We start from the raw sequence: 25,801 nt of genomic DNA, 5'->3' as shown, positions 1-25,801 counted from the left end.
GGGTTATATCTTAAAACAGATATAACCCTTTTTGTTATTAATTCGGTTCGTCGGAGACTTGGAGAGCAGCTTGATGGGTTTTATGTTTGAGTTTCGTTCTGGCTTGTTTTATCTGGTTGTAACTCAGTGCTAGTGTAAAGAAGATAGCTTGGACAATAACAATGCATGGTCCTGTCGCACCATCAATATGGAAACTAATCAGTGTACCAAGAACACAGGAACTGACCGACGCAACAGTAGCGACAATTAACATTCGGTCAAAACTGCGGCATAGCATAAAAGCGATAATGCCCGGCGATATTAACATGGCAATAACCAGAATCATTCCCACGGCTTGCAGGGAGGCGACAATAGTCATTGCCAGCAAACAAAGCAAACCGTAATGCAAAAGTTTAACAGGTAATCCTACTACGCGCGCTTGGTTCGGATCAAAGCAATAGAGCATGAAATCTTTACGTTTTAGCAGTACCACCACCATGGTAATACCGGCAATCCATAATGTTTGATTCAATTCATCTTTAGTGATCCCCAGCATATTACCAAATAGAATGTGAGTGAGATGTTGATCAGTATCCATTCGGGCAAAAAGAACTAAACCAAAAGCAAACATGCCGGAAAAGACGATTCCCATCACAGTATCTTCTTTTATCCGGCTGTGTTCTTTCAGATACCCTGTTGCAAAAGCGCAAAAAATACCAGAAAGAAACGCACCAATAGCCAGAGGTATCCCGGCAGCGAAAGCCAGTACAATCCCCGGTAATACGGCATGAGAGATAGCATCTCCCATTAACGACCATCCTTTAAGTACCAGGTAACAAGAGAGCATCGCGCATACTGCGCCTGTCACAATGGCTGCGAACATTGCCCGTTGCATGAATGGAAACATGAACGGCTCAGTGATTAATTGAATCAACTGATTCATAGTGATGTCTCCTTAGCCAATGTCACGGATTCTTTTCTGGCACGTATACGGGAAGCGATTAATCCGTGTTTTGGTGCAAAGAAGAACGCTAATAGGAAAATAACGGTTTGCAGCGTGACAATAACACCGCCGGTGGCGCCATTAAGGAAAAAACTTAAGTAAGCGCCAAATGCACTGGTCAGGGAACCAATAGCCACTGCAATTATCAGTAAGTGTTTAAAACGGTCAGTCAGTAAATAGGCGGTCGCTCCCGGCGTCACTACCATTGCAATGACCAGAATAGCGCCGACAGTTTGTAAGGCGGCAACGGTACATGCACTCAGTAAAGTAAAAAAAATGATTTTCATCCGTAAGGGAGATAAGCCAATAGAACGTGCATGGGTTTCGTCGAAGAATACAACCAGCAAATCTTTCCAGATAAGCATTAACACGATAAATGAAACTGCGATGATAATTTCGACCTGGAGAACATCTTCATCAGCGATACCGAGAATATTGCCGAGGATAATGGTTTGTACGTTAACGGATGTAGGATTGAGAGAAACGATCAGTAAGCCGGCAGCAAAGAAAGTAGAAAATATAAACCCGATCACCGCATCTTCACGTAAGCGAGTGATATGGCGAACGAGAGTCATTGATAGAGCTGCTAGCATGCCGGTAAAAAAAGCGCCGCCTGCGTAAGGAAGACCCAGTGCGTAAGCACCAGCCACACCAGGTACAACTGAGTGAGAGAGCGCATCTCCCATCAGTGACCAGCCTTTTAGCATTAGATAAGCGGAAAGAAAGGCACAAACGGCACCGACAATCGAACTGACCCAGATAGCTTTCACCATGTAGTTATAGTGAAAAGGTTGTAACAAAAGTTCTATCATGGTTGACGTTTCTCCTTTTGCTGGGTTTGCCTCGGTGGAACATGATGGTCCTGACCGTAAAACACCGCTGCACGTTCATCATCAGTAATAACCGTCAGGGAACGCGGATCATCATCATTATGCAACTCCGGCCCGGATAGATTAATGTGACGAAGTACTCCACCAAAAGTCATCTCCAAATTCTTCTGGGTGAACGTTGTTTCTGTTGGGCCACTTGCCAGAACAGTCCGGTTGATCAAAATAACGTGGTCACAGAATTCGGGAACACTGCCAAGGTTGTGGGTTGAGACTAAAACCAGATGACCCTCATCACGTAAATCACATAGCAGGTCAATGATGGCATTTTCTGTTTTTACATCAACACCGGTAAAAGGTTCATCAAGTAACAGAACTTTTCCTTCCTGAGCCAGCGCTCTTGCAAGAAAAACCCGTTTTTTTTGCCCGCCTGAGAGCTCTCCAATTTGCCGGTTGCGTAGAGCTGTCAAGCCAACACGTTCAAGTGCTTCATCAACAGCTTGGTGATCCTTTTTGCCTGGAATTCTCAAAAATCCCATTTTGCCGTAGCGACCCATCATAACGACATCAGAAACCAGTACTGGGAAGTTCCAGTCGACTTCTTCTGTTTGAGGGACATACGCGATGATATTTTTCTTTAACGCACTTTTGACAGGCATATCGCTCAGGGTAACTTTCCCCTGAGATGGGTTTATTAGCCCCATAATGGTCTTAAACAGTGTGGACTTACCACTGCCATTAATACCAACCAATGCACAGATAGTACCGCCGGTGATAGAAAAACTGGCGTTATAAATAGCAGTGTGACCGTTGTTATAAGTCACAGTGGCGTCATCAACCACTAAATGAGGACGTTCAAACAGCATATTGCTATTCATTGATTAAATCCTTTTGCGATTGTATCTACAGTTTTGTTCAGTAAATCAATATAAGTTGGTACAGGCCCGTCACTGCCGGAGAGTGAATCTACATAAAGAACGCCACCATAACGGGCATCGGTTTCTTTACTGACTTGTTTGGCTGGTTTATCGGAAATGGTACTTTCGCTGAACACAACCGGGATCTTATTTTCTCTTACCGTATCAATTACATGACGAACTTGTTGTGGTGAACCTTGTTCTTCCGCATTGATTGGCCATAGATAAACTTCCTTGAATTGATAATCTTTAGCCAGATAGCTAAAAGCCCCTTCACTGGTGACTAACCAACGTTGATCCTGTGGAATACGGGCAAGACGCTCTCTCAGTGGAGAATCCAGTTGGGCGATTTTTTCAGCATAGGCTTTGGCATTCCTATTATAAATCTCTGTATTTTCAGGATCATATTTCACAAATGCTTTACGGATATTTTCAATATAAACCAAAGCGTTGGTTGGTGACATCCAGGCGTGAGGGTTAGGGTTTCCGTTGTAAGGCCCTTCACGAATAGGTAATGGTGTAATGCCTTCAGTAATAACAACAGCGGGCACATCTTTGAGGTTTTCAAAGAAACGCTCAAACCAGCGTTCCAGATTCAATCCATTCCAAAGGATCAAATCAGCATGTTGAGATTTTATAATATCTTTGGGAGTAGGCTGATAATCATGGATTTCAGCACCTGGTTTAGTAATTGATTCAACAATTGCAGCATCGCCAGCTACATTTTGTGCTATATCCTGAATGATAGTAAAAGTGGTGACGACTTTGAATTTTTTTGCGGCGGATACCTGCTGGCTAAATAAGATTATGGATAAGAGAATCAATAGGATTCCTGGTATAGGGTAAGGAAGCAGAGAGAGTTTCTTTTTCATGAATTCAAACCTTTACTTGTTATAAATATGTATATGATAACGATTATCAATATCATTTAAGTAAAGTCAAGATTATAAAATTCAGAAACAGAGATTATTATAATAGTCACTTCGTATGATATGAACATGAATAGAGTTAAAAGTTAAGTAAAATATTTTTGGGTTGTGAATGAAATTGTATATGCTGCGCTGTAGTAGATTTGATCCGGAGGATTAAAGGGTGAAATTAAGACTCAGCTTTGTGGCACTGATTGTGCTATTAGTCGGTTGTGCTGGAAAAAATGCCCAGCAAACCAATATAGGAAAACAGCTAGGTCAGCAACGTATGCTCAGTGGTAGCGCCGCTAATGTAGCTGGGTTTTCTTCTTTCCCGCCGACACCGTTTGATACATTTATTCAACAGGCATCCAATCGGTACGGTGTTGATGAAACGCTTATCAGGGCGATTATTCAAGTTGAATCAGGTTTCCGTCCTGATGCCGTCAGTAAATCGAATGCAATTGGCCTTATGCAGATTAAAGCATCAACAGCAGGACGGGATGTGTATCGACAGAAGGGACGTTCTGGTCAGCCGACGACCCGCGAGTTGAAAGATCCTAAAACCAATATTGATCTTGGCACTGCTTATATTAGTCTTCTAAAAGAGCAGCATTTGGCGGGTATTGATAATCCGGAGACGCTCTACTATGCCACTGTCGTTGCTTACGTCAATGGCGCCGGCGCGCTCTTGCGTACTTTTAGTGCTGACCGCCAGTTAGCCGTTAATAAAATAAACCGGATGACACCGGATGAGTTTTATCAGCATGTCCAGGATAATCATCCAGCACCTCAGGCTCCACGCTATTTGTGGAAAGTGAAGAATGCTTACCGTTCATTGACCATGGCAGATTAAAGAGCTGACAATAATGGCTATTCCATTTCTAATGGGTTTTTCTGAAATATATATTTGATTATGATTATATTCAGTTAGAACTGGGAACTGCCATTACTGTTTACTCATGTTTCCTATAAGATTTTTTCAAGACTTGCATTGATTTCAATATCAAGCTGGCGATGCCTATTCTGCTTTGTAATAAGAGCAGGAATCGTGCTTTTTCGTCATTGCAATGATTGTATTATTGATGCAGTGGGTTATTAAGGCTGTATGCCCTTTGGTTTTCTAACTAAACATAGCCGTGACCTGAATGTTTGTTGGTGGTATATTTTCGCGATGTTTCGGTATCAAAGGCAGTCACTTTTTACATTGTGTACCAATTTTAGTACCAAACTCTAAATGGATTGACTAGATAATAATTTAAGCCGTTATTTTAGTTGAATATCAAACTCCTTCAAGTGACCTTTCGTGCGGGTCACCACTGTCGATAAGGATTTTAAATGCCTGTTATTACTCTTCCTGACGGTAGCCAACGTCAGTTTGATTGTGCCGTTTCTGTAATGGATGTTGCCTGTGATATTGGTCCAGGTTTAGCGAAAGCATGTATTGCTGGCCGCATAGATGGTGAGCTGGTGGATGCCTGTGAATTAATCGATTCTGATGCAAAACTGGCAATTATTACAAGTAAAGATGAGGAAGGGTTGGAAATTATCCGCCATTCATGCGCACATCTGTTGGGCCATGCGATTAAGCAATTATGGCCAGATACTAAAATGGCCATCGGACCCGTTATTGATAATGGTTTCTACTATGATGTTGATCTTGGCCGTGCCCTGACGCAGGAAGATATTGAGCTGCTTGAAAAACGCATGTTGGAGCTTGCCAAAAAAGACTATGACGTCATCAAGAAAAAAGTGAGTTGGCAAGAAGCTCGTGATACGTTCGTCGCCCGTGGTGAGGATTACAAAGTACAGATTTTGGATGACAACATTGGTCGTGATGATCACCCTGGTCTATATAATCACGAAGAATATGTTGACATGTGCCGTGGTCCACATGTGCCAAATATGCGTTTCTGTCATCATTTTAAATTGCAGAAAGTGGCAGGGGCATACTGGCGTGGGGACAGCGACAATAAAATGTTGCAACGGATATACGGTACTGCGTGGGCTGATAAGAAACAGCTCAACACTTACCTGCAACGCTTGGAAGAAGCTGCTAAACGTGACCATCGTAAAATTGGTAAACAGCTGGATTTGTACCATATGCAGGAAGAGGCGCCGGGTATGGCATTCTGGCATAACGATGGCTGGACTATTTTCCGTGAGCTGGAAACTTTCGTACGTACTAAACTGAAAGAATATCAATATCAGGAAGTTAAAGGTCCATTTATGATGGACCGTGTGATGTGGGAAAGAACCGGCCACTGGGAAAACTATGGTGAGCATATGTTTACCACCTCCTCAGAGAACCGTGAATATTGCGTTAAACCAATGAACTGTCCAGGGCACATTCAGATTTTTAACCAAGGTTTAAAATCTTATCGTGATTTGCCTTTACGTATGGCTGAGTTCGGTAGCTGTCACCGTAATGAACCGTCAGGTGCATTACATGGCTTGATGCGTGTTCGTGGTTTTACTCAGGATGATGCCCATATCTTCTGTACAGAAGAGCAAATTCACCGGGAAGTGAGCAGCTGTATTAAGATGGTGTACGACGTTTACAGCACTTTTGGTTTTGAAAAAATCGTTGTTAAGCTGTCAACCCGTCCGGAAAAACGCATTGGTACTGAAGAACAGTGGAGTCAGGCCGAGGAAGCTTTGGCGGCAGCGCTGCAAGAAAACGGTGTTCAGTTTGAGTATCAGCCAGGTGAAGGTGCTTTTTACGGACCAAAAATTGAATTTACTTTGCATGATTGTTTGGATCGTGCGTGGCAATGTGGTACTGTGCAGCTTGACTTTTCACTACCGGGCCGTTTGAGTGCGTCCTACGTAGGCGAAAACAACGAACGTAAGGTTCCTGTAATGATTCACCGTGCGGTTCTGGGTTCACTAGAACGGTTTATCGGCATCCTGACTGAGGAATATGCGGGTTTCTTCCCGACATGGATTGCTCCACAGCAGGTCGTTTTGATGAATATCACAGATAGCCAGGCTGATTATGTACAGGAATTAGCAAAAAAACTTCAAGATGCCGGCATTCGTGCAAAAGCAGACTTGAGAAACGAGAAGATTGGTTTTAAAATCCGTGAACACACTCTACGTCGTGTTCCTTACATGCTTGTTTGTGGTGAAAAAGAGGTCGAATCAGGAAAAATTTCTGTTCGGACCCGCCGCGGTAAGGATTTAGGTAGCATTGATGTTAACGAGTTCATCGAAAAACTGCTGGTAGAAATACGCAGTCGTAATCTTCATCAATTGGAGGAATAAGGTATTAAAGGCGGAAAAAGAATTCAAACGGCGCGTCCTAATCGCATTAATGGAGAGATTCGCGCTTCTGAAGTTCGTTTAACAGGTTTAGATGGCGAACAGATTGGCATCGTCAGTCTGAGAGAAGCTCTTGAAAAAGCTGAGGAAGTGGGTGTTGATTTAGTTGAAATCAGCCCGAATGCCGAGCCGCCGGTTTGCCGCATCATGGATTACGGCAAGTTCCTCTATGAGAAGAGTAAGTCAATCAAAGAACAGAAGAAAAAACAAAAGGTTATTCAGGTTAAGGAAATTAAATTCCGTCCTGGTACAGATGAAGGCGACTATCAGGTCAAACTACGCAACCTGGTTCGTTTTCTGGAAGATGGCGATAAAGCCAAAATCACCCTGCGTTTTCGTGGGCGTGAGATGGCGCACCAACAGATTGGTGTCGAAATGCTTAACCGTATTCGCGACGATCTGGATGAACTGGCAGTGGTCGAATCCTTCCCATCGAAGATTGAAGGCCGTCAGATGATAATGGTGCTCGCTCCTAAGAAGAAATAGTCGGGCAATCAAGTAATAAGCTCCCAGTCGGTTCGTCTGGTTGGGGCTTATTCGCCTTACTGATTCGTTGTAATTAACAATGCGAAGTGGAAATTAAAATGCCAAAGATTAAAACAGTACGCGGTGCCGCTAAACGTTTTAAAAAAACCGCAAGTGGTGGTTTTAAGCGTAAGCACGCTAACCTTCGTCACATTCTGACTAAGAAATCAACCAAGCGTAAACGTCATTTACGTCCAAAAGGCATGGTCTCCAAAGGTGATCTGGGCTTGGTTGTTGCTTGTCTGCCGTACGCATAAGCAATTTTTAGATTAGAATTCAGAGACGAATAGGAGAAGTATATGGCTCGCGTAAAACGTGGTGTTGTCGCCCGTGCACGTCACAAGAAAATTTTAAAGCAAGCGAAAGGTTACTATGGTGCCCGTTCGCGCGTTTACCGTGTTGCCTTCCAGGCAGTTATCAAAGCAGGGCAGTACGCTTACCGTGACCGTCGTCAGCGTAAACGTCAGTTCCGTCAACTGTGGATTGCACGTATCAACGCTGCTGCACGTCAGAATGGTTTGTCCTACAGCCGTTTCATTGATGGCCTGAAAAAGGCTTCTGTTGAAATCGACCGTAAGATCCTGGCTGACATCGCTGTGTTTGACAAAGTGGCATTTGCTGCTTTGGTTGAAAAAGCGAAGAGCGCTCTGGCATAAGTTAGAGTCGTTAAGAGGGGGAGCATGCTCCCTCTTTTACTTTGTTTGAAAATGTGGCTTACTAACGCGTCGTTGCCAGAAAAAATATTTTTTCCGAGAGAACCCATATTATGCTTTTAGTTTTTTTTCGCTTCTTTTTTTACTTTAGCGCCTGAACTCAGGGGGCTTTGCGCGTAAGAAAAGAAACGAAAAGTAGCGCCTGAGCCTCCGTTGTGGAGGCTTTTTTGTTTTTATTACATAAAACAGAAGCAGGTTTATAGAGTCATTAACGATCATTATTAGCAGGCCGTTAGGCCGAAGGAAGAGGAAAACGATGCCACATCTCGCTGAATTGGTTGCAAATGCAAAAGCAGCCATAGAAGATGCCCAGGATGTTGCTGCGTTGGATTTGGTGCGTGTTGAATATTTAGGCAAAAAAGGCCATTTAACTCTCCAAATGTCATCGCTGCGTGATCTACCGGTCGAAGAACGTCCAGCCGCCGGGGCTGTTATAAATCAGGCGAAGCAAGAAGTCCAGGAAGCTTTGAATACCCGTAAAGAAAAACTGGAGACAGCTCTTCTGAACTTCCGTTTAGCCGCAGAGAAGATTGATGTATCTCTGCCTGGTCGCCGTATGGAAAATGGTGGATTACATCCGGTAAACCGTACAATAGAGCGGATTGAAACTTTCTTTGGTGAATTAGGTTTTTCTGTGGAATCAGGTCCCGAAATTGAAGATGATTATCACAATTTCGATGCATTGAATATTCCTGCCCACCATCCTGCACGCGCTGATCATGATACTTTCTGGTTTGATGCCAAACGTCTGTTGCGTACTCAGACTTCCGGTGTTCAGGTCCGGACTATGCATAACCAACAGCCGCCAATTCGAGTCATTGCACCTGGCCGTGTATATCGTAATGATTACGATCAGACACATACGCCCATGTTCCATCAAGTGGAGGGTTTGATTATTGATCGTGGCATCAGTTTTACTAACCTGAAAGGGACATTGCACGATTTCCTGACTAATTTCTTTGAAGAAGACTTACAGGTTCGTTTCCGTCCTTCTTACTTTCCATTTACAGAACCTTCGGCGGAAGTTGACGTAATGGGTAAAAACGGCAAATGGCTGGAAGTGTTGGGTTGCGGTATGGTTCATCCTAATGTGCTGAATAATGTTGGCCTTGATCCTGAAATTTACTCTGGTTTTGCTTTTGGCATGGGGGTGGAGCGCCTGACAATGTTACGTTACGGCGTAACTGACTTGCGTGCATTCTTCGAAAATGATTTGCGTTTTCTCAAACAGTTTAAATAAGGCGGGAATATCTCATGAAATTCAGTGAATTCTGGTTGCGCGAGTGGGTAAACCCAGCCATTGACAGTGAAGAATTGTCTGATCAAATCACTATGGTTGGTCTGGAAGTTGATGGTATTGAAGCTGTTGCTGGTCAATTCCATGGTGTGGTTATCGGTGAAGTAGTTGAATGTGGCCAGCATCCAAATGCGGATAAATTGCGGGTTACAAAAGTGAATGTCGGTGGTGAGCGCTTATTGGATATCGTTTGTGGCGCACCGAACTGCCGCTTGGGGTTGAAAGTTGCAGTAGCTACAGTGGGTGCTGTGCTGCCGGGTGATTTCAAAATCAAAGCGGCTAAACTCCGTGGAGAGCCTTCTGAAGGAATGCTGTGTTCTTTCTCAGAACTGGGTATTTCTGAAGATCACGACGGTATTATCGAATTACCCATTGATGCGCCCTTGGGTGTTGATCTGCGTGAATATCTGAAGTTGGATGATAGCGTCATTGAGATCAGCATTACACCTAACCGTGCTGATTGCCTGAGTATTATGGGGGTTGCGCGTGATGTGGCAGTCGCTAATAAAATGCCATTATCTGCGCCGCAAATTGAGGCAGTAAAGCCAACAACAGATGCTGTTTTTCCTATTCATGTTGAAGCAACACAAGCTTGCCCTCGTTACTTGGGGCGGGTAATCGAAAAAATCAATGTGAAAGCGACAACGCCATTGTGGATGCGTGAAAAACTGCGTCGTGGTGGCATCCGCTCTATCGATCCGATTGTCGATGTGACTAACTATGTGTTGCTTGAATTAGGTCAGCCATTGCATGCGTTCGATTTAGAACGCTTAAAGGGTTCAATCATTGTGCGTATGGCGAAACCGGATGAAAAACTGATTTTGCTGGATGGCACAGAAGCCAAGCTTTCTGCTGATACTCTTGTTATTTCTGATGAAAAACAAGCTATTGCAATGGCGGGTATTTTTGGTGGCGAACATTCAGGTGTGAATGAAGAAACGCAAAATATTTTACTTGAGTGCGCGTTTTTCGCACCTTTGGCGATTGCTGGTCGTGCTCGTCGTTATGGTTTACATACTGACGCTTCTCACCGCTATGAGCGCGGTGTTGATCCTCAGTTACAACACTATGCAATGGAGAGAGCGACCCAACTGCTGATTGATATTTGTGGTGGTGAAGCAGGCCCGATCATTGATATTACTGATGAATCTCAATTACCAAAACCTGCGACAATCACACTGCGCCGTGAAAAATTGGATCGTTTGATTGGTCACTGTGTGCCTGATGAGCAGGTTGGTGATATCCTGGCCCGTTTAGGTTGTAAAGTCACTGTTCAGGAAAACTGCTGGCAGGCGATTGCTCCAAGTTGGCGTTTTGACATGGAGATTGAAGAAGATCTGGTGGAAGAAGTTGCCCGTATTTACGGTTACAACAATATTCCAGATGTACCGATGCGCGCAGATCTCATCATGAAAAAACACCGCGAAGCGGATCTTTCCCTGAAACGTGTTAAAACGATGCTGGTTGACAGAGGTTATCAGGAAGCGATTACCTACAGCTTTGTTGATCCTAAAGTTCAGGCATTGTTGCATCCACAACAACAGGCATTGATGCTGCCTAACCCAATTTCAGCGGATATGTCAGCAATGCGTTTATCATTGCTGACGGGTTTGCTGACAACCGTGGTGTATAACCAGAATCGTCAGCAAAACCGTGTACGTCTGTTTGAAACCGGCTTGCGTTTTGTGCCTGATGAAAATGTGGAGCAGGGTATTCGCCAGGAGCTGATGTTAGGTGGTGTCATTACCGGCAATCGTTTTGAAGAGCATTGGTCACTGGAAAAACAATCTATCGATTTTTTCGATATGAAAGGCGATTTGGAAGCTGTGTTGGAATTAACTGGAAAATTATCTAAGATTTCTTTTAGAGCAGATGTAAATCCGGCGTTGCACCCAGGGCAAAGTGCCGGGATTTATCTGGAAAATGAATACATCGGATACATTGGTGTTGTCCATCCGGAATTAGAGCGTAAACTTGACTTAAATGGTCGTACCGTAGTATTTGAAATACTCTGGAGCAAGCTGTCAGGCCGCGTGGTTCCTGACGCGAAAGAGATTTCACGTTTTCCGTCAAACCGTCGTGATATCGCCATTGTGGTGCCTGAAAACGTTGCTGTAGAAGATGTTTTGGCAGAATGCAAGAAAGTTGGCGTAAATCATATAGTTGGCATAAACTTGTTTGACGTGTATTGTGGTAAAGGTGTAGCAGAGGGTCACAAGAGCCTTGCTATAAGTTTTATCTTGCAGGATACCGCACGTACACTGGAAGAAGAAGAGATTGCTGCAACTGTTAATAGATGTGTTGCAGTACTGAAACAGCGATTCCAAGCATCCTTGAGGGACTGAACCTATGGCGCTTACTAAAGCTGAAATGTCAGAAAATCTGTTTGAGAAACTGGGAATTAGCAAGCGTGATGCTAAAGATCTGGTTGAATTATTCTTTGAAGAAGTGCGTCGTTCTTTAGAGAATGGTGAGCAGGTAAAATTGTCTGGATTTGGCAACTTTGATTTACGGGATAAAAACCAACGTCCGGGACGTAATCCTAAGACGGGTGAAGATATTCCGATTACTGCTCGCCGAGTAGTGACATTCCGTCCTGGTCAGAAGTTAAAAAGCAGGGTTGAGAAAGCCACACCTAAGGAATAATCAAAAAGGCCGCATTAATAGCGGCCTTTTTCTTATAAAGATCCTCTCTCATGAGCTGATTTCCAATGCAACCCACCTATTCCATTGCTGAATTAGTGATACGTCAGAAAAGGCGTGATTATCGCTTTTTGACAATTCTAACTTGTTTATTTTTATTTGTTTTTTTTCTCTCACTTTGTGCTGGGGAAAATTGGATCTGGCCTGATAAATGGTTTTCTGAAACGGGTCAATTGTTTGTGTGGCAGCTGCGTTTTCCTCGTGTTCTGGCTGTCGTTGCGGTAGGCGCAAGCCTGACTGTGGCGGGTGCGGTGATGCAGGCTCTGTTTGAAAACCCGCTGGCTGAACCGGGATTATTGGGGATCAGTAATGGCGCCAGCGTGGTGGTTGTATTTTTGGTGCTGATGTTTCACGGTATTACGCCATTCTGGTTGTTGAGCATTGGCGCTGTGATAGGCGCGCTCACTGTCACCATGATATTACTGACCTTTTCAAGAAAGCGTCATCTAAATAATGCTCGTTTGTTATTGGTGGGTGTCGCTTTTGGTGTTGTCTCTGGTGCATTGATGACATGGATGGTTTATTTTAGCACCAGTCTGGACTTGCGCCAGCTAATGTACTGGATGATGGGCAGTTTCAGCGGGATAGACTGGCGACAGCAATGGTTGGTTGTTGCTTTGTTTCCTTTAATCATTTGGTTGAGCAGTCAAGGGAAAGTACTTAATTTTCTTTCACTGGGAGAAACAACATCTCAGCAGTTAGGTATTTCACTTTATCGCTGGCGTAATCTATTTGTATGCGCGATTGGATTGCTGGTGGGGCTAAGTGTTGCACTTGCCGGAACAATCAGCTTTATTGGTTTGGTGATTCCACATATTTTGCGTTTGTGTGGTTTGACAGATTATAAAACATTATTGCCTGCATGTGTTCTGGCAGGCGGCTATGGATTATTGCTGGCTGATTTATTTTCCCGCCTTAGCCTGACGAATGCAGAAGTACCGATTGGCGTTGTGACGGCAACATTAGGCGCACCGGTATTCATCTGGTTATTGTTAAAAGTCAGAAACTGGAGTTAAGAAAGTGAATGATGTGCAAATCACCAGCCAGTTGATGACTCTCCGGCAAATTTCAGTACAAAATCGATTAATGCTGCTGACAGCCTCAATACAACAAGGTGAACAAATTCATCTCATTGGGCCGAATGGTTCAGGGAAAAGTACGTTATTAGCCTGTATGGCAGGTATTTTGCCGTATAGTGGTGAAATTGATTTGCAACAAAAATGCCTGAGTCAATATAGTCACGGTGAATTAGCACGGCACAGAGCATGGCTCAGTCAGCAAATTTCTTCTGTACCCATAATGCCGGTTTTTCAATATCTGCAACTGCACTTGATGCACCACCGGGTTAATTGTGACGATGTGCTGTCAGAACTCTGCGCTTATTTTAAATTGGGAATGCTGCTGGAGACACCGGTAGGAAATTTATCTGGTGGTGAATGGCAAAGGGTGCGGTTAACCGGGGTTTTTTTACAGGTTTGGCCATCAGTTAATTCGAAAGGTAAATTATTACTCCTGGATGAACCTGCAAATAACCTTGATATCACTCAGGTGGCAGCACTTGATCTGTTGGTAAAGAAATTCTGTGCACTCGGTGGAACCGTTATCATGAGTGGTCATGATCTTAATCACAGTTATGATAAAGCTGATCGGATCTGGCTGCTTGCCAATGGCCTATTGATTGCGGATGGAAAACCGGATGAGATAATGGAAGAAAATACGCTCTCCAGCGTTTTTGAGGCTGATATCAGATGCGTGTCAGAGAAGAGGCATAAATATTGGCGAGTTTTTTTGCCTTGATCATAGTTCAGTCAGGGTAAACCTATTGTAATTTTCACTTAATTTACTAAATCATACCTGCGTTGATGATTCGTTAAAATACAGTCATCTAATATGTCATTATACTATGAATGAATTGGACTGTTTTTTTATGGATCGTTTTCTGCCATTTTCCCGTCCTGCCATAGGTGATGAAGAAATTCAGGCGGTAGAGAAAGTTCTTCGTTCGGGCTGGATTACAACAGGCCCGCAAAATCATCAATTGGAACAGAACTTCTGCCGTATGTTTGGTTGTAAACATGCGGTTGCCTTAGCTTCTGCAACGGCAGGTATGCATTTGACATTAATGGCGTTGGGTATTGGCCCCGGTGACGAAGTTATTACGCCGTCTCAAACTTGGGTTTCCACAATAAATATGATTTGTCTGCTTGGTGCCGAGCCGGTCATGATTGATGTCGATCGCAATACCTTAATGATCGAAGCAGAAACCGTAAAAGAAGCAATTACTTCCAGAACCAAAGCGATTATTCCTGTTCATTATGCTGGGGCTCCCTGTGATTTGGATGCACTGCGTGTCATTGCTCAGGATGCCGGTATTCCGTTGATTGAAGATGCGGCTCATGCAATAGGGACTCGTTATAAAAATGAGTGGGTTGGTGAGCATGGTACGGCTATTTTTTCTTTTCATGCCATAAAAAATGTCACCTGTGCGGAAGGTGGTTTAATTGTTACTGATAATAATGAACTTGCTGAACGAATCCGGTGTCTAAAGTTTCATGGATTGGGTGTTGATGCTTTTGATCGTCAAATTCAGGGCAGGAGACCGCAGGCGGAAGTTGTAGAACCGGGTTACAAATATAATTTATCTGATATTCATGCTGCGATTGCTGTTGTGCAATTAAGTAAATTGGAATCAATGAATGCTCGCCGTCGGCAAATTGTAGCCCGTTATTCAGCAGCATTAAAAAATTTGCCATTGCAGATGCTAAGTGTACCCGATTATGAACATTTACATGCACATCATCTGTTTATGGTGCGGATTAATAAGGAAATCTGTGGTATTGACCGCGACACATTAATGGAACGTCTAAAAGAAAAAAATATCGGCACAGGTTTGCATTTCAGAGCCGCACATACGCAAAAATATTATCGGGAACGTTACCCGCAATTGTCGCTGCCTGAATCAGAATGGAATTCAGCAACGCTTTGTTCATTACCACTTTTCCCTGATATGAGTGATGACGATGTGGATTGTGTAATTGATGCTTTACAAGAAATTATTTCGGAGTGCAGATAAGTGTCCTTTGAACAAATTAAGAAAGTTTCTGTTGTTATTCCAGTTTATAACGAAGAAGAAAGTTTACCTCTTTTACTGGAAAGAACTTTGGCAGCTTGTAAACAATTGACTCAGGAATATGAGCTTATTCTCGTTGATGATGGCAGTAGTGATAAATCTGCTGAAATTCTGATTCAGGCAGCGGAACAACCTGAAAATAATATTATTGCAATTCTGCTTAATCGTAATTACGGCCAGCATTCAGCAATCATGGCGGGTTTTAATCAGGTCAATGGCGATCTGGTTATTACGCTTGATGCAGATTTACAGAATCCGCCAGAAGAGATCCCTCGTCTGGTTAAAACCGCAGAACAGGGTTATGACGTTGTGGGTACCCGCCGGGCTAACCGGCAGGATTCCCTGTTTCGTAAAACAGCTTCAAAAATCATCAACGCGATGATTACTAAGGCGACAGGCCGTTCTATGGGGGATTATGGTTGTATGCTTCGCGCTTATCGCCGTCACATTATTGAAGCTATGTTGCAGTGCCATGAGCGCAGCACCTTCATTCCTATTCTGGCAAACACCTTCGCCCGTAAAACGATAGAGATTGATGTCGCCCATGCAGAGCGTGAATTTGGTGACTCCAAATACAACTTCATGAAGCTGATTAACCTGATGTATGACCTGCTTACCTGCTTGACAACGGCGCCACTGCGTTTGTTGAGCGTAGTCGGGAGTGTCATTGCAGTTTCAGGTTTTTTACTGGCGGTATTGCTGATGACTTTACGTCTGATTTTCGGTTCTATTTGGGCAGCAGAAGGGGTGTTTACCCTGTTTGCCATCCTTTTTATGTTTATTGGCGCACAGTTCGTCGCAATGGGCTTATTAGGTGAATACATAGGCCGTATTTATAACGATGTCCGTGCGCGTCCACGTTATTTTATTCAAAAAGTGGTCGGAAATAAAAAGACCAACGACAACTCAGAAAACCAGGAAGAATACTAAATGAAAGCAATTATCTTTGCCTATCATGATATCGGCTGTGTCGGGATCAATGCCTTAACTAAAGCTGGCTTTGATATTCAGGCGGTATTTACCCATACTGATAATCCTACTGAAAACCATTTTTTCTCTTCTGTTGCCCGTTTGAGTGCAGATTTGGCGCTTCCGGTTTTTGCACCAGAGAACGTTAACCATCCACTTTGGATTGAGCGTATCCGGGAAATGAAGCCAGACGTGATCTTCTCTTTTTATTACCGGGACATGTTGAGCGAGGATATCTTATCGCTGGCGAGCGCAGGCGCATTTAATCTGCATGGTTCTCTGTTGCCAAAATACCGTGGCCGTGCTCCTATTAATTGGGCGATTTTGCATGGTGAAACAGAAACGGGTGTTACCCTACATAAAATGGTATTGAAACCTGATGCCGGAGATATTGTCGCTCAACATAAAGTCGCTATTGCAGAAACAGATACTTCGCTGATTTTGCACGGTAAAATGCGTGAAGCGGCGGAAAAACTGCTTGATCAAGTATTACCGCAGATCAAAGCGGGAACTTACACTGCAACACCGCAGGATGGGAAGCAGGCAACTTACTTTGGTCGCCGTACTGCCGCTGATGGCGAAATTGATTGGAGTAAATCAGCCACTGAAATCAACAACCTGATAAAGGCTGTAACAGAACCTTATCCTGGAGCATTTACTTTCCTGGGTGATCGCAAGATGACTATTTGGCAGGCTTCCGTGCTGAATAAAACGCATAACAAACAGCCAGGTACTATATTATCTGTGGCTCCTCTGATTATTGCTTGTGGTCAAGGCGCGCTTGAAATTATGAGTGGGCAGAATGAATCCGGTCTGTATGTTCGGGGGACACGTCTGGCGGAGGATATGAGCATTGTGACTGATATCCGTGTCGGTCCAAAGGCAACCTCTCAAATTAGCCACCGTAAGCGTGTCTTAATTCTGGGTGTGAACGGTTTTATCGGTAATCATCTGACAGAGCGCCTGTTGCGTGATGGCAACTATGATATCTACGGTATGGATATCGGTTCTGCTGCTATTGAACGTTTTATCGGTAATCCGCGTTTTCACTTCATTGAAGGTGATGTCAGCATCCATACTGAGTGGATCGAGTATCACATCAAGAAATGTGATGTGGTTCTGCCGCTGGTGGCTATTGCAACCCCAATTGAATATACCCGCAATCCACTGCGCGTATTTGAACTGGATTTCGAAGAGAATCTAAAGATTGTTCGTTATTGTGTTAAATACAATAAACGGATTATTTTCCCGTCCACATCAGAAGTTTACGGAATGTGTGATGATAAAGAGTTTGATGAAGATGATTCTCGTCTGATTGTTGGCCCGATTAACAAACAGCGCTGGATCTATTCTGTATCCAAACAATTATTGGATCGTGTTATCTGGGCATATGGTGAGAAAGAAGGACTTAAATTCACGCTGTTTCGTCCATTTAATTGGATGGGGCCACGTTTGGATAACCTGAACTCTGCGCGTATTGGCAGTTCCAGAGCAATTACACAATTAATATTGAACTTAGTTGAAGGCTCACCGATCAAACTGGTAGATGGTGGTGAACAGAAACGCTGCTTTACCGATATTAATGATGGTATTGAAGCGTTATTCCGGATTATTGAAAACCGTGGTGGGTTGTGTGACGGTCAAATTGTTAATATTGGTAATCCAACTAACGAAGCCAGTATTCGCCAGTTAGCAGAAATGTTACTTGATAGCTTTGAGAATCATGAGTTGAGAGGCCATTTTCCGCCGTTTGCCGGATTCAAAAAGATTGAAAGCGGAAGTTACTACGGTAAAGGCTATCAGGATGTTGAACACCGTAAGCCCAGCATTAAAAATGCGGAACGGTTGCTGGGTTGGAAGCCAACTATTGAGATGAAACAGACGATCAATGAAACATTGGATTTCTTCCTGCGTGGTGAAGTGGAAGAATTAGGGAAAAGTGCATGAAACAAGTTGGCTTGAGAATTGATGTGGACACCTATCGGGGAACCGTTGAAGGGGTACCGCAGTTGCTTAAAATCTTGGCGAAGCATCAGATTCAGGCCAGTTTTTTCTTCAGTGTCGGGCCGGATAATATGGGACGCCATTTATGGCGTCTTTTACGGCCTAAATTCTTATGGAAAATGTTGAGATCAAATGCGGCATCTTTGTATGGTCTTGATATCTTACTGGCGGGTACTGCATGGCCGGGTAAGAAGATAGCCAGGGATTTAGGTTATCTGATGAAGCAAACGCTGGATGCAGGCCATGAAGTTGGCTTGCATGCATGGGATCATCAGGGTTGGCAGTCGAAAGTTGGCCGCTGGTCTGAAGCTCAGTTAACCGAGCAGGTTAAACTGGGCGTGGAGGCATTGGTACAGGCAACGGGTCAACGGGTAACATGTTCCGCTGTTGCGGGCTGGCGGGCGGATGAACGCGTACTTGCAGTAAAGCAGCGGTTTGGTTTTGATTACAACAGTGATTGCCGGGGGACCCATCCATTCAGGCCCATTTTACCGGATGGTACTATTGGCGCTGTGCAAATTCCGGTGACGTTGCCAACTTATGATGAAGTGATAGGAATTCAGGTTAAAGATGAAGATTTTAACCGGTTTATCCTTGATGAAATAAAAAACAATCAGGGAGTTCCGGTATATACTATCCATACGGAAGTGGAAGGGATGTCCAAATCCACAGAATTTGAAGCTTTGCTGGAAATGGCTCACCGGGAAAACATACAATTTTGTGCATTAAGTCACCTGCTGCCTGAAAATATACAACGAGTTCCTGTGGGAAGAATCGTTCGTTCTGAATTTCCTGGCAGAGAAGGGTGGTTAGGATGCCAACAAGAGGTTTGACTTATCTATGTTAAATAACCGGGCGTGTAAAGTAGGGGCCTTTTTGATGGCTCTTTTTTTTGTCCTTACCTATTTATTACCCCTTAATGGTCGTCTGTTATGGCAACCAGATGAAACCCGTTATGCAGAAATTAGTCGTGAAATGCTGCAACGGGGAGATTGGATTGTTCCGTATTTACTGGATATTCGTTATTTTGAAAAGCCGGTAGCGGGTTATTGGATTAATAATATCAGCCAATGGATTTTTGGTGATAATAACTTTGCTGTCCGTTTTGGATCAGTTTTCTGTATTTTCATCAGTGCAATTTTGTTATATCGGCTTGCTATGATGATGTGGCAGGACCGGCATATTGCTTTTGCTACCAGTCTGATTTATATCTCAACGTTTCTGGTCTTGGCGATTGGCACTTATAGCGTGCTTGATCCGATGTTCTCTTTGTGGGTGACTGCGGCCATGGTGTGCAGCTTCTGGGCATTAAAAGCAGATTGTACCCGACAGCGGGTTATAGCATATCTGGTGCTTGGTTTGTGTTGTGGTATGGGCTTTATGACGAAAGGGTTTTTGGCCCTAGCCGTCCCGGTGATTGCTCTGTTGCCGGTTGTCATTTATCAGAAACGGGTCCGGCAAATAATATGCTTTGGTCCGCTTGCCATTATTTCCGCGATAGCAATCAGTTCGCCATGGGTTATTGCGGTTGCCCTGCGTGAGCCTGATTATTGGCACTATTTCTTCTGGATTGAACATATTAAGCGTTTTTCAGCCGATGATGCCCAACATATAGCACCATTCTGGTATTACATCCCGATTCTGATTCTTGGTGTGATTCCATGGCTTGGATTATTGCCTGGGGCTGTGATTAAAGGCTGGAAAGAGAGAAAATCTCATCCTGAAATGTTTTTCCTGCTTTGCTGGTTTGCGGTGCCATTATTGTTTTTCAGTATTGCAAAAGGAAAACTGCCGACTTACATCTTGCCCTGTATGGCGCCATTGGCAATGATGATGGCTAAATTTGGCGTAGATTGTGTAAAAAATGGCAAGATGAAGTTATTGAAGATCAATGGAATGGTTAACGTATTCATTGGTCTATTGGCGGTAATAGCTTTGTTTGCTATGGAAGCCGTGACAAAACATGCTTTATACCAGCCATCAGAATGGCCTAAATGGGTTCTAGCTATTGTTGCCTTTGGGATCTGGGCAATTATTGGCTATTTGTGTTTCATGCTGAATGGGAAATACTGGTTGTGGGCGGCATTTTGCTCTATTGTTGTCAGTCTGACGATTGGTAATGCTTTGCCTGAAAATATCATTAACTCCAAATTGCCTCAGAGTTTTATCAACCTACATCGTCAGGAGCTTGCAGACAGTCGGTATATTGTATCGGAAAGTGTTGGCCTTGCGACCAGTGCTGCATGGGAGATGAAACGCAGTGATATTTATATGCTTGAGCGTTTTGGTGAACTGGAATATGGTTTGAATTATCCGGATAGCCGATACCGGCATATTAGTGATAAAGATTTTCCGCAATGGCTGGAAAAAGCCCGTAAAGAAGGCCGGGTATCAGTACTTTTTCATTTGTATAAAAATGAAGAATTACCTGATTTACCAAAAGCGGATCAAGTCAGCCGTAATTACCGCTTCGTTATTATGGTCTATGAGAAACGTCCATGATAAGTTTTGCTTTGCTGTTGCTGGTCAGCCTGATGACATGTGCTGGTCAGCTATGTCAGAAACAGGCTGTGATATACTGGCAGAATGATGTTGATAATAAGAAAGCATTAGCGCTGAAATGGTTGGCAGGGGCCGTGATTCTGTTAGCTGTCGGGATGTTATTTTGGCTGCGTGTGTTGCAGATATTGCCGTTGGGAATAGCTTATCCCATGTTGAGTATCAATTTTATTATGGTTACTTTAGCGGGGAAATTTCTTTATCAGGAAAAAGTAGACAGAAAGCATTGGAGTGGGGTTGCTTGTATTATGTTGGGAATTTTGTTGATGAGCCTGAATGAATGAAAGGTTATATTTGGGGATTAGCCAGCGTATTATTGGTGACAATAGCACAGCTATTACTGAAATGGGGCGTTGTTAATTTGCCGGCATTGAACCTTGGCTTGCATTGGTTTGATATTGAGTGGCTATGGGATAATCGCAATTCTCTCGTGACGATCATGGCTGGTCTAGCTGGGTATCTGTTATCTATGCTATGTTGGTTATTTGCACTGAAATATTTACCATTAAATAAAGCTTATCCGTTAATAAGCCTGAGTTATGTATTTGTTTATTTCATGGCGACCTTATTGCCTTGGTTTAATGAAACAGTCACCTTGTTGAAAACAGCAGGTGTAATTTTCATTTTATTTGGTGTCTGGTTGATTAGCCGTCCAGAACGGATAACAAAATAAATACTTAGCTCTTCTGCTTGTAAGACAGCCTTGTTTTTTGATGGGGGTCTGGATAAAGTTAGCGTATTTTGCGGGTTCTGTGAGGTGGGGTTGATGACAATAAGAATAAAAGAGCTGTTGTTGTTACTCAGCCTGTTACTCATTGGTTGTTCCAGCCATACCCCCAGAACTCAGGCTCCTGCGTTAAAAACGGCGCTTTCTGATCCCATCATGGTGATTGCTCAACTTAAAGAGCAGCTTAATCAATGGTACGGCACACCCTATCATTATGGTGGGATGGATCGTAGGGGAGTCGATTGCTCTGGTTTTGTTTACCGTACATTCAGTGACCGGTTTGATATTCAATTACCTCGTACTACCCGTGGGCAAATAGTGTTAGGAACCCGCATTGATAAGGATGATTTAATGCCGGGTGATTTAGTTTTTTTCAAAACAGGCAGTGGTGAACATGGGTTACATGTTGGTATTTATGATGCCAACAATGAATTTATTCATGCATCAACTCATAAAGGTGTAACCCGTTCATCTATGAATAATGTTTACTGGAGAAAAGCTTTTTGGCAAGCCCGTAGGATTTAACGAAAAAACAGGTAAAAACTTTAATCAATAAAGGTAAAATAGTGATTAAGGATTTTTTAAGTGAGTAAAAAAATCAATGTTATATTGATATATGAGATTATGTTAAAACATTTAATAGGGTTAACCGTTATTTACACCAGCAGGTTTACCAACAATCAGTTTTCAAGTGTGATTTTATTGCTCAAAGCACAATTTTAAATAAAAGGTTTTTAACTTTTTAAAAATAGATTTATTTTACGTTTGATATTTTTTTAATGGTTTAATGGTTTAATGGTTTAATGGTTTAATGGTTTAATGGTTTAATGGTTTAATGGTTTAGGAGTAGTGACCGGGTAGCCCGGAGGAACCTCCCCTCAAGGCTCTCACAGAACCTCACGTGAACCTCTCGATTCATACGGCTCTTATTGTTCAGCCCTGAGCCAGAATATACCAGTGTGCGAAAAGTCTCTGATTTTGCAGTTGCAATCTCTTTAGAAACAACGCCTCTATTGATATGTTATCGACACCATAGGCTCCCCCATTGGATTTGATGCGTTTCCACGCCTCCCATACCAATCTTTTCGAAATATCAAATGGCTTTGTGTTTGTCATTGGTTCTTCCCATCGGTGGTTGACCAATAAATTACACTGAACAATACAACCCCTTCGCTCCCACGCCATTACAGCCTGTTCATCACTACTACGGGTTGTTCCGCCCCTGTACCCGACATTGGTACTCTGACTCTTGCAGGTCTTCTGCTTGAACGGCTTCGAGGGGCCTTCCCTCATCTAACGTACAGTTCCACTCCATAAGAAGTGTTCGTGACACACTGATAACCGCCAACTTTTTCGCCCGCCATATGAAATATCAGCTTACCTTGTTGCGTGAAAGAGTCCGATAAACCGTTGGTCATGATACCGAAAATAGTTCAACGGAATAGTTGATTGAATGCTGTCCAGTTTCATTCATATTGTCATTTCCAAAAGACGATTGCACATTCTGTCAGAACTCGTCTGCACTTGATTGCTGGAGTTGGGGGCTCCTGCTGTAAACCCGGGTGGATGGCTATTTGCTGGCTAAGTCTGATCTGATTAAGCGGTGTGAATAAGTCAATGAATACGATGACTTATTAGCAATTGCCCCGTAAACCGTCGCCCAATCGGGCGGCGATATAAGGGGAGCTAACCCGGGGTTTCCTGCGATCTGACATAGGTTTTCAACGTTTCAATCGTTGCGCCGCCTGCACTACATGCAAAATAAGATCGTGACCATAGTGCACTGGTTTTTGACTGACGAGATAAATGCGTATTTAAAATTCTGACATGGCGGCTGCGGATAAAAAAGCCTCTCGGATTTGTTGGATCATCGTTCCATCAAGGAGCTGACGACGATATTTTGTTGTAAAGATTAAATGGACAACTAACCTGCTGACACTGTGTCGCCGGCGTCGATAATTTTTTCATTCATCATTGTGCGCACTCATTTGAAATGCGCTCTGAAAATCCCTAAAATGATAGAATGTTATCAATGAGCGGTTATCATGAAAAGAGCTATTAAAGTCCGCCTCTATCCCACTGTTGAACAGGCTGAATTTCTGAATGCCCAGTTCGGTGCAGTGCGTTGCGTCTTTAACAAAGCTCTCCATATCAGCCGCCACATGTACCAGCGCCATGGAGTATCGTTAAATCCGAAACCCCGAAAGAAAAAAGGAAGCGCTAACCGGGCGAAAGCGCGGTTACAGGTAGCCAGGTGCCATGAACACGTAGCCAACGCCAGAGCCGATTTTCAGCATAAGCTTTCCCGTACACTGATTAACGAAAACCAAGCGACCATTGTGGAGATGCTGAAAACGGCAAACATGATGAAAAATCACAGACTTGCCCGTGCCATCGGGGATGCAGGCTGGCATAGTTTCATCAGCAGGCTGGAATACAAAGCGGAACAAAAAGGCGTTTATGTGGTGAAACTCGATCAGTGGTACGCCAGTTTCAGAAGGTGTCATTGTTGTGGTTGCAAGATGTCGGAAATGCCCTGAATGCGCGGTAGAACATGACCGCGACATCAATGCGGCTCAACATCCGGCAAAAGGGATAGTTGAATGACAGGCGGCGGGACACGTCGTCTCTGCTCATGGAGGCCTGCGTAAATCCGTTGCACCAACGGTTGCGGCCTGAGAAGTGGGAAGCCTCGCCGTTTTTTACGGTGGGGAGCAGTCACGATGATAAATTATGCGATTAGAAAACAATCAGAAATCAAGCGAAAAAATGAATGAACATGACATATCATAAATTTTTAGTAGTGCCAGATGAGTAACCTCTGATATGGTAACTCTTTTTGATGGGCGAGTATGATGAATAAAAAGACCACATCCACACCCCATGATGCGGCTTTCAAAGGGTTCATGACTCAGGTTGAAAACGCCAAAGATTTTTTTGACATTCATCTACCAGAAAAAATCAAGCAATTGTGTGATCTTAGCACATTGATGCTAACCAACTCTTCATTCATCGACCGACAGTTACGTTCGAGAATGTCAGATGTCCTCTATTCGGTAAAAACTCAACAAGGGGATGGTTATATCTATGTTCTTGTTGAACACCAGTCCACTCCAGATAAAATGATGGCGTGGCGAATGATGTATTATACGTTTATGGCGATGAATCAACATCTGCAACAGGGAAATAAGGAACTGCCTCTGGTTGTGCCCATGTTGTTTTACCACGGTGATAGTAGCCCTTATCCTTTCCAGCAGACTTGGACGCAGTGCTTTTCGTTGCCAAAATTGGCAGAAGAGATGTACTTTAACCCGTTTCCGTTAGTCGATGTGACCGTGATTGATGATAACGAACTGGTGAATCATCGCAAAATCGCCGTAATGGAATTAGCGATGAAGCATAAAAATTTGCGGGAGGGGTTTAAAATCGTGACTACACTATTGGCACAGGCCCTTAAGCACAACTATAATAGTGACAACGATGTGGTTACTATCCTTAATTATCTGTTTATCACGATGGATTCACCGCATTTTGAACAGGTGATCCAGCAACTGATTGAACAGGCAGATAGTCATCAGGAGGTGATTATGAGTATTGCTCAACGATTACAGGAAAAAGGCATTCAACAAGGCATTCAACAAGGTATTCAACAAGGTAGAGAAGAAGGTCAACGTGAGGCGCGGTTAGAAATGGTGCGTAGCCTGTTAAAAAACGGTGCTAGTATCGAACTGGTTATGAAAAGTACCGGCCTTAGCCGTAGCGAACTGCTTTCCCTGCAATAACCCTCACCTTTATTTCTCTTTGTGTTTTCTTACCCGCATTTTTTGGCGGGTAAGAGCTCGAACCTTACTAATAGGCAAACCTTGCTTCATAACCTGTCTTTCATACACAAATCCCCTGATAAAAAATCGATGAATTCTTTTGAATTTTCCCCATCTTGCTGATCTCAATAATAAATATTTCATTGAGGTACGGTAAAATGTTTCAAACCAACGCAGTCCAATGGGCTTATGAGACTTTCTTTCGAGCAAACCCAGGCGACAATATATTAAATGCTAGAAAATAGCGATAAGGCTGGAGGCATGCTTTATCAATAAGTTTTGATAATTTTAGCGAAAAACGCCGTAAACCCTCGCCCAGTGCGGGCGGGGATATAAGGCGAAAAGCCCGCAGGGCTTTAAAGATCAATCTGGCGTTGACTGACTCTGAACGTAGG

General features: G+C 43.4%; 25 protein-coding genes, 2 pseudogenes and 1 other annotated feature. Of the genes and pseudogenes, 20 read left to right on the top strand and 7 right to left on the bottom strand.

Annotated elements, in window-relative coordinates; all coding sequences use genetic code 11:
• Positions 1-37: 37 nt before the first annotated feature.
• From ABR397_RS08130 to ABR397_RS08115, 4 genes are read right to left on the bottom strand one after another with little or no spacing between them, the layout of a single operon-like run.
• Positions 38-922: a metal ABC transporter permease gene (locus ABR397_RS08130; RefSeq protein WP_350305287.1), complete on the bottom strand. Its 885-nt coding sequence runs from the start codon at positions 920-922 to the stop codon at positions 38-40.
• Complete coding sequence (locus tag ABR397_RS08125; protein ID WP_350305286.1) at positions 919-1,794, bottom strand: metal ABC transporter permease; 876 nt, start codon at positions 1,792-1,794, stop codon at positions 919-921. Before ABR397_RS08125 ends, ABR397_RS08130 begins: the two co-directional genes overlap by 4 nt.
• On the bottom strand, positions 1,791-2,687 hold the full coding sequence (locus ABR397_RS08120; protein WP_350305285.1) for a manganese/iron ABC transporter ATP-binding protein: 897 nt from the start codon (positions 2,685-2,687) through the stop codon (positions 1,791-1,793). The genes ABR397_RS08125 and ABR397_RS08120 overlap by 4 nt, the downstream gene beginning before the upstream one ends.
• Positions 2,684-3,598 carry a metal ABC transporter substrate-binding protein gene (locus tag ABR397_RS08115; RefSeq protein ID WP_350305284.1) on the bottom strand — a complete coding sequence of 305 codons (915 nt, stop codon included), beginning with the start codon at positions 3,596-3,598 and terminating at the stop codon, positions 2,684-2,686. Before ABR397_RS08115 ends, ABR397_RS08120 begins: the two co-directional genes overlap by 4 nt.
• Before the next feature lie 220 nt (positions 3,599-3,818).
• Between ABR397_RS08115 and ABR397_RS08110 the strand changes: the two genes are divergently transcribed.
• The 18 genes from ABR397_RS08110 (at position 3,819) to ABR397_RS08025 (ending at position 22,110) form a co-directional block, all read left to right on the top strand.
• Positions 3,819-4,490 carry a transglycosylase SLT domain-containing protein gene (locus tag ABR397_RS08110; protein ID WP_350305283.1) on the top strand — a complete coding sequence of 224 codons (672 nt, stop codon included), beginning with the start codon at positions 3,819-3,821 and terminating at the stop codon, positions 4,488-4,490.
• Positions 4,491-4,972: 482 nt separating this feature from the next.
• Complete coding sequence (gene thrS, locus ABR397_RS08105) at positions 4,973-6,901, top strand: threonine--tRNA ligase (RefSeq protein WP_350305282.1); 1,929 nt, start codon at positions 4,973-4,975, stop codon at positions 6,899-6,901.
• 3 nt (positions 6,902-6,904) lie between these two features.
• The gene (gene infC / locus ABR397_RS08100) at positions 6,905-7,444 is read left to right on the top strand and encodes a translation initiation factor IF-3 (protein ID WP_071823701.1); all 540 of its coding nucleotides are present in this window, start codon (positions 6,905-6,907) and stop codon (positions 7,442-7,444) included.
• Positions 7,445-7,542: 98 nt separating this feature from the next.
• Entirely contained in the window at positions 7,543-7,740 is a 198-nt protein-coding gene (gene rpmI, locus ABR397_RS08095) for a 50S ribosomal protein L35 (protein WP_006118955.1), read from the top strand.
• A gap of 42 nt (positions 7,741-7,782) precedes the next feature.
• The gene (gene rplT, locus ABR397_RS08090) at positions 7,783-8,139 is read left to right on the top strand and encodes a 50S ribosomal protein L20 (RefSeq protein ID WP_021323015.1); all 357 of its coding nucleotides are present in this window, start codon (positions 7,783-7,785) and stop codon (positions 8,137-8,139) included.
• Positions 8,140-8,243: 104 nt separating this feature from the next.
• Positions 8,244-8,368, top strand: a sequence feature (Phe leader region).
• 84 nt (positions 8,369-8,452) lie between these two features.
• Positions 8,453-9,436: a phenylalanine--tRNA ligase subunit alpha gene (pheS, locus tag ABR397_RS08085; protein WP_350305281.1), complete on the top strand. Its 984-nt coding sequence runs from the start codon at positions 8,453-8,455 to the stop codon at positions 9,434-9,436.
• Between the two features lie 14 nt (positions 9,437-9,450).
• Positions 9,451-11,838 (top strand): phenylalanine--tRNA ligase subunit beta, encoded by a 2,388-nt coding sequence (gene pheT / locus ABR397_RS08080; protein WP_350305280.1) that lies wholly within the window; start codon positions 9,451-9,453, stop codon positions 11,836-11,838.
• Positions 11,839-11,842: 4 nt separating this feature from the next.
• A complete protein-coding gene (gene ihfA / locus ABR397_RS08075) occupies positions 11,843-12,139 on the top strand; it encodes an integration host factor subunit alpha (RefSeq protein WP_011146885.1) in 297 nt (98 codons plus the stop codon).
• A gap of 65 nt (positions 12,140-12,204) precedes the next feature.
• The gene (btuC, locus tag ABR397_RS08070; protein WP_350305279.1) at positions 12,205-13,212 is read left to right on the top strand and encodes a vitamin B12 ABC transporter permease BtuC; all 1,008 of its coding nucleotides are present in this window, start codon (positions 12,205-12,207) and stop codon (positions 13,210-13,212) included.
• A gap of 34 nt (positions 13,213-13,246) precedes the next feature.
• On the top strand, positions 13,247-13,993 hold the full coding sequence (gene btuD, locus ABR397_RS08065; protein ID WP_350305347.1) for a vitamin B12 ABC transporter ATP-binding protein BtuD: 747 nt from the start codon (positions 13,247-13,249) through the stop codon (positions 13,991-13,993).
• Between the two features lie 130 nt (positions 13,994-14,123).
• The gene (gene arnB, locus ABR397_RS08060; protein WP_350305278.1) at positions 14,124-15,269 is read left to right on the top strand and encodes a UDP-4-amino-4-deoxy-L-arabinose aminotransferase; all 1,146 of its coding nucleotides are present in this window, start codon (positions 14,124-14,126) and stop codon (positions 15,267-15,269) included.
• The gene (gene arnC / locus ABR397_RS08055; RefSeq protein ID WP_350305277.1) at positions 15,270-16,256 is read left to right on the top strand and encodes an undecaprenyl-phosphate 4-deoxy-4-formamido-L-arabinose transferase; all 987 of its coding nucleotides are present in this window, start codon (positions 15,270-15,272) and stop codon (positions 16,254-16,256) included. It abuts the gene before it with no gap.
• Positions 16,257-18,242: a bifunctional UDP-4-amino-4-deoxy-L-arabinose formyltransferase/UDP-glucuronic acid oxidase ArnA gene (arnA, locus tag ABR397_RS08050; RefSeq protein WP_350305276.1), complete on the top strand. Its 1,986-nt coding sequence runs from the start codon at positions 16,257-16,259 to the stop codon at positions 18,240-18,242.
• On the top strand, positions 18,239-19,132 hold the full coding sequence (arnD, locus tag ABR397_RS08045) for a 4-deoxy-4-formamido-L-arabinose-phosphoundecaprenol deformylase (protein ID WP_350305275.1): 894 nt from the start codon (positions 18,239-18,241) through the stop codon (positions 19,130-19,132). Before arnA ends, arnD begins: the two co-directional genes overlap by 4 nt.
• 7 nt (positions 19,133-19,139) lie before the next feature.
• On the top strand, positions 19,140-20,801 hold the full coding sequence (gene arnT / locus ABR397_RS08040; protein WP_350305274.1) for a lipid IV(A) 4-amino-4-deoxy-L-arabinosyltransferase: 1,662 nt from the start codon (positions 19,140-19,142) through the stop codon (positions 20,799-20,801).
• Positions 20,798-21,142 carry a 4-amino-4-deoxy-L-arabinose-phosphoundecaprenol flippase subunit ArnE gene (gene arnE, locus ABR397_RS08035; protein ID WP_350305273.1) on the top strand — a complete coding sequence of 115 codons (345 nt, stop codon included), beginning with the start codon at positions 20,798-20,800 and terminating at the stop codon, positions 21,140-21,142. The genes arnT and arnE overlap by 4 nt, the downstream gene beginning before the upstream one ends.
• Positions 21,139-21,531: a 4-amino-4-deoxy-L-arabinose-phosphoundecaprenol flippase subunit ArnF gene (gene arnF / locus ABR397_RS08030; protein ID WP_350305272.1), complete on the top strand. Its 393-nt coding sequence runs from the start codon at positions 21,139-21,141 to the stop codon at positions 21,529-21,531. The genes arnE and arnF overlap by 4 nt, the downstream gene beginning before the upstream one ends.
• Positions 21,532-21,624: 93 nt before the next feature.
• Positions 21,625-22,110, top strand: coding sequence for a C40 family peptidase (locus ABR397_RS08025; RefSeq protein WP_350305271.1), 486 nt, complete (start codon positions 21,625-21,627; stop codon positions 22,108-22,110).
• Between the two features lie 408 nt (positions 22,111-22,518).
• Here ABR397_RS08025 and ABR397_RS08020 read toward each other — a convergent pair whose 3' ends face one another.
• Positions 22,519-22,701 carry a hypothetical protein gene (locus ABR397_RS08020; RefSeq protein WP_350305270.1) on the bottom strand — a complete coding sequence of 61 codons (183 nt, stop codon included), beginning with the start codon at positions 22,699-22,701 and terminating at the stop codon, positions 22,519-22,521.
• 570 nt (positions 22,702-23,271) lie between these two features.
• Positions 23,272-23,573: pseudogene (locus ABR397_RS08015) on the bottom strand (transposase).
• 57 nt (positions 23,574-23,630) lie between these two features.
• Between ABR397_RS08015 and ABR397_RS08010 the strand changes: the two are divergent.
• Both ABR397_RS08010 and ABR397_RS08005 read left to right on the top strand, forming a co-directional pair.
• Positions 23,631-24,264: pseudogene (locus ABR397_RS08010) on the top strand (RNA-guided endonuclease TnpB family protein).
• A gap of 176 nt (positions 24,265-24,440) precedes the next feature.
• Entirely contained in the window at positions 24,441-25,367 is a 927-nt protein-coding gene (locus ABR397_RS08005) for an Rpn family recombination-promoting nuclease/putative transposase (protein WP_407072870.1), read from the top strand.
• Positions 25,368-25,593: 226 nt separating this feature from the next.
• Here the strand turns inward: ABR397_RS08005 and ABR397_RS08000 are convergent.
• The coding region (locus ABR397_RS08000; RefSeq protein ID WP_350305268.1) for a hypothetical protein at positions 25,594-25,801 on the bottom strand (208 nt) is incomplete at its 5' end.

Source organism: Photorhabdus viridis (assembly GCF_040256935.1).
In the GTDB taxonomy this organism is placed as follows: Bacteria; Pseudomonadota; Gammaproteobacteria; order Enterobacterales; family Enterobacteriaceae; genus Photorhabdus; species Photorhabdus viridis.
This window is presented reverse-complemented; position numbering and strand designations above follow the sequence as displayed.

What these genes read in the sequence shown, in the direction of transcription:
- ABR397_RS08130 (WP_350305287.1), bottom strand. Translation starts at nt 922, where the DNA reads ATGAATCAGTTGATTCAATTAATCACTGAGCCGTTCATGTTTCCATTC.
- ABR397_RS08125 (WP_350305286.1), bottom strand. Translation starts at nt 1,794, where the DNA reads ATGATAGAACTTTTGTTACAACCTTTTCACTATAACTACATGGTGAAA.
- ABR397_RS08120 (WP_350305285.1), bottom strand. Translation starts at nt 2,687, where the DNA reads ATGAATAGCAATATGCTGTTTGAACGTCCTCATTTAGTGGTTGATGAC.
- ABR397_RS08115 (WP_350305284.1), bottom strand. Translation starts at nt 3,598, where the DNA reads ATGAAAAAGAAACTCTCTCTGCTTCCTTACCCTATACCAGGAATCCTA.
- thrS (WP_350305282.1), top strand. Translation starts at nt 4,973, where the DNA reads ATGCCTGTTATTACTCTTCCTGACGGTAGCCAACGTCAGTTTGATTGT.
- rpmI (WP_006118955.1), top strand. Translation starts at nt 7,543, where the DNA reads ATGCCAAAGATTAAAACAGTACGCGGTGCCGCTAAACGTTTTAAAAAA.
- rplT (WP_021323015.1), top strand. Translation starts at nt 7,783, where the DNA reads ATGGCTCGCGTAAAACGTGGTGTTGTCGCCCGTGCACGTCACAAGAAA.
- pheS (WP_350305281.1), top strand. Translation starts at nt 8,453, where the DNA reads ATGCCACATCTCGCTGAATTGGTTGCAAATGCAAAAGCAGCCATAGAA.
- pheT (WP_350305280.1), top strand. Translation starts at nt 9,451, where the DNA reads ATGAAATTCAGTGAATTCTGGTTGCGCGAGTGGGTAAACCCAGCCATT.
- ihfA (WP_011146885.1), top strand. Translation starts at nt 11,843, where the DNA reads ATGGCGCTTACTAAAGCTGAAATGTCAGAAAATCTGTTTGAGAAACTG.
- btuC (WP_350305279.1), top strand. Translation starts at nt 12,205, where the DNA reads ATGCAACCCACCTATTCCATTGCTGAATTAGTGATACGTCAGAAAAGG.
- btuD (WP_350305347.1), top strand. Translation starts at nt 13,247, where the DNA reads ATGACTCTCCGGCAAATTTCAGTACAAAATCGATTAATGCTGCTGACA.
- arnB (WP_350305278.1), top strand. Translation starts at nt 14,124, where the DNA reads ATGGATCGTTTTCTGCCATTTTCCCGTCCTGCCATAGGTGATGAAGAA.
- arnA (WP_350305276.1), top strand. Translation starts at nt 16,257, where the DNA reads ATGAAAGCAATTATCTTTGCCTATCATGATATCGGCTGTGTCGGGATC.
- arnD (WP_350305275.1), top strand. Translation starts at nt 18,239, where the DNA reads ATGAAACAAGTTGGCTTGAGAATTGATGTGGACACCTATCGGGGAACC.
- arnT (WP_350305274.1), top strand. Translation starts at nt 19,140, where the DNA reads ATGTTAAATAACCGGGCGTGTAAAGTAGGGGCCTTTTTGATGGCTCTT.
- arnE (WP_350305273.1), top strand. Translation starts at nt 20,798, where the DNA reads ATGATAAGTTTTGCTTTGCTGTTGCTGGTCAGCCTGATGACATGTGCT.
- arnF (WP_350305272.1), top strand. Translation starts at nt 21,139, where the DNA reads ATGAAAGGTTATATTTGGGGATTAGCCAGCGTATTATTGGTGACAATA.
- ABR397_RS08025 (WP_350305271.1), top strand. Translation starts at nt 21,625, where the DNA reads ATGACAATAAGAATAAAAGAGCTGTTGTTGTTACTCAGCCTGTTACTC.
- ABR397_RS08020 (WP_350305270.1), bottom strand. Translation starts at nt 22,701, where the DNA reads ATGACAAACACAAAGCCATTTGATATTTCGAAAAGATTGGTATGGGAG.
- ABR397_RS08005 (WP_407072870.1), top strand. Translation starts at nt 24,441, where the DNA reads ATGAATAAAAAGACCACATCCACACCCCATGATGCGGCTTTCAAAGGG.